Raw genomic sequence first — 2,482 nt, forward strand, 5'->3', positions numbered from 1 at the left:
ACCGTGTGGGAGAGTAGGACGCCGCCGAACAAATTTTGATGAAATGCCCTGGTGGGAACTCCGGTTCCTGCCAGGGCATTTCTGCGTTCCCGGACCTTTTTATTCGTGCGCTGCGACCGACGGTACCGCCTTCCGCTTGAGGAAGTTCGAGCTCCAGCTCGATCGGGACTCAGGGCAGGCGACGGCGATCGTGAGCCCTCGTCGTCCTCCGGTTCTCCCACGCCGCCGCGTGGGGTGCGTGCCGGGTGCGAAGATGGCTCGGGACGCCCCTGAACTCCAGCGCAGAAGAGGTGAGCGAGCCCCGTGGCCCAGAAAGTCGCTGTTCTCGGCACAGGAAAGATCGGCGAGGCACTGCTCAGCGGGATGATCCGCGCCGGCTGGTCGACCGATGACCTGCTGGTCACCGCCCGCCGCCCGGAGCGGGCCGAGGCGCTCCGCGCCCGTTACGGCGTCGACACCGTCACCAACGTCGAGGCCGCCAAGGCCGCCGACACCCTGATCCTCGCCGTGAAGCCGCAGGACATGGCGACGCTCCTCGAGGAGCTCGCCCCCCACCTGCCCGCCGACCGACTGGTGATCAGCGCCGCGGCCGGCGTCCCCACAGCCTTCTTCGAGGAGAAGCTGCCGGAGGGCGTCCCCGTCGTGCGCGTCATGCCCAACACCCCCGTCCTTGTGGACGAGGGCATGTCCGTGATCTCCGCGGGCACCCATGCCACGGAGGACCACCTCCTCCGCACCGAAGCGATCTTCAAGCCCGTCGGCAAGACGCTGCGGGTCCCGGAGTCCCAGCAGGACGCGGCGACGGCCCTCTCCGGCTCCGGTCCCGCGTACTTCTACTTCCTCGTCGAGGCGATGACCGACGCCGGCATCCTCCTCGGCCTCCCGCGGGACAAGGCTCACGACCTCATCGTCCAGGCGGCCATCGGCGCGGCCGTGATGCTGCGCGACAGCGGCGAGCACCCGGTCAAGCTCCGCGAGGCGGTCACCTCGCCGGCGGGCACGACGATCAGCGCGATCCGCGAGCTGGAGCGCCACGGCGTACGGGCCGCCCTGATCGCCGCACTCGAAGCGGCTCGCGACCGCAGCCGGGAACTGGCCTCCGGGCAAGCCTGACAGCGGCGATAGTTCGTACGGAACGGCCTCGGATTCCCTTTCGGTCTCCGAGGCCGTTCTTCGTGCTTTCAGGCGGGCGGCATCAGACCGATCGCCGCGTAAGCCGCGTCGACGGTCGGTCGGGCCACCTTCCTGGCCCGCTCGGCCCCGGTGCGCAGGACCGCGTCCACATATCCCGGGTCGGCGCACAATTCCGCGTGCCTTTCCCGCACCGGCCGCAGCAGTTCGAGCACGGCATCGGCGGTGTCCCGCTTCAGAGCGCCGTACGAGTCGTACCCCTCGGCCAGCTCCGCGGGCTTTCCACCGACACAGGACGCGAGGATCTCCAGCAGATTCGCGACTCCGGGCTGTTCTTCCCGGTCGTATACGACGGAGCTGCCGCTGTCGGTCACCGCGCGCATGATCTTCTTGCGTACGACGTCCGCCTCGTCGAGGAGATAGACGATCCCGCCCGTCTCCGCGTGGGACTTGCCCATCTTCGAGGTGGGGTCCTGGAGGTCCATGACCCTGGCGGCCACGCTCGGGAGTACGGCCTTCGGCACGGTGAACGTGCGGCCGTATCGCTGGTTGAAGCGCACGGCCAGGTCACGCGTGAGCTCCACGTGCTGGGCCTGGTCGTCGCCCACGGGCACCTCGTCCGCCGAATAGGCGAGGATGTCGGCCGCCATCAGCACGGGGTACGTCAGCAGCGACAGCCGTACGCTGCCGCCGGTCGCCCGCTCGCGCGCGGATTTCTCCTTGTACTGGATCATCCGGCGCATCTCGCCGTCGGATGCCGTGCACTCGAGCAGATAGGAGAGCCGGGTGTGCTCGTCCACATGACTCTGCACGAACATCGTGCAGCGGGACGGCTCCAGCCCTGCGGCGAGCAGCAGCGTGGCCGCCTGCCGGCTGAGCCTGCGGACCCTGGCGGGGTCATGGTCGACGGTCAGGGCGTGCAGGTCGACGACGCAGAAGAGCGCGTCGGCCTTGTGCTGGTCCGTCTCGACCCACTGGCGTACGGCTCCGAGATAGTTGCCCAGCGTCAGGTGGCCGGTGGGCTTGATACCGCTGAAGATCCGGGTCATGGGGTCCTGCCTCCCTTGGAGAGGGACCACCACCACGGACAGCAAAAAGGCCGCCGAGGCGGCGGCCGTGGATGCATGCGCAGAAGACGGGCCGCCGGTCAGGCGGCCCACCACTGCCGAGTGCTGCGGCACGCATGCTGAGTCATGCGCCGACCGTACCCCTGCGAAACCCCCTTGCGCCACGGGTTTGATGCGTCCTACGGGCTCGTGTAGAGTTCTTCGAGTTGCCACGGCGTCCGCGAGGACGGCGAGGCGGCCACTCACGCCGTACTGGCGGCAATCTCTACTGCATGTTCCCTGAA

General features: G+C 68.5%; 2 protein-coding genes. One reads left to right on the top strand and one right to left on the bottom strand.

Annotated elements, in window-relative coordinates; genetic code table 11:
* Positions 1 to 303 precede the first annotated feature (303 nt).
* Entirely contained in the window at positions 304 to 1,113 is an 810-nt protein-coding gene (gene proC / locus ACH427_RS32285) for a pyrroline-5-carboxylate reductase (protein ID WP_398875383.1), read from the top strand.
* A gap of 68 nt (positions 1,114 to 1,181) precedes the next feature.
* On the opposite strand, the gene trpS is transcribed toward proC, so the two are convergent.
* Complete coding sequence (gene trpS / locus ACH427_RS32290) at positions 1,182 to 2,180, bottom strand: tryptophan--tRNA ligase (RefSeq protein ID WP_398875385.1); 999 nt, start codon at positions 2,178 to 2,180, stop codon at positions 1,182 to 1,184.
* Between the last annotated feature and the right edge of the window lie 302 nt (positions 2,181 to 2,482).

It is taken from the genome of Streptomyces sp. NPDC020379, assembly GCF_044387105.1.
Lineage (GTDB): Bacteria > Actinomycetota > Actinomycetes > Streptomycetales > Streptomycetaceae > Streptomyces.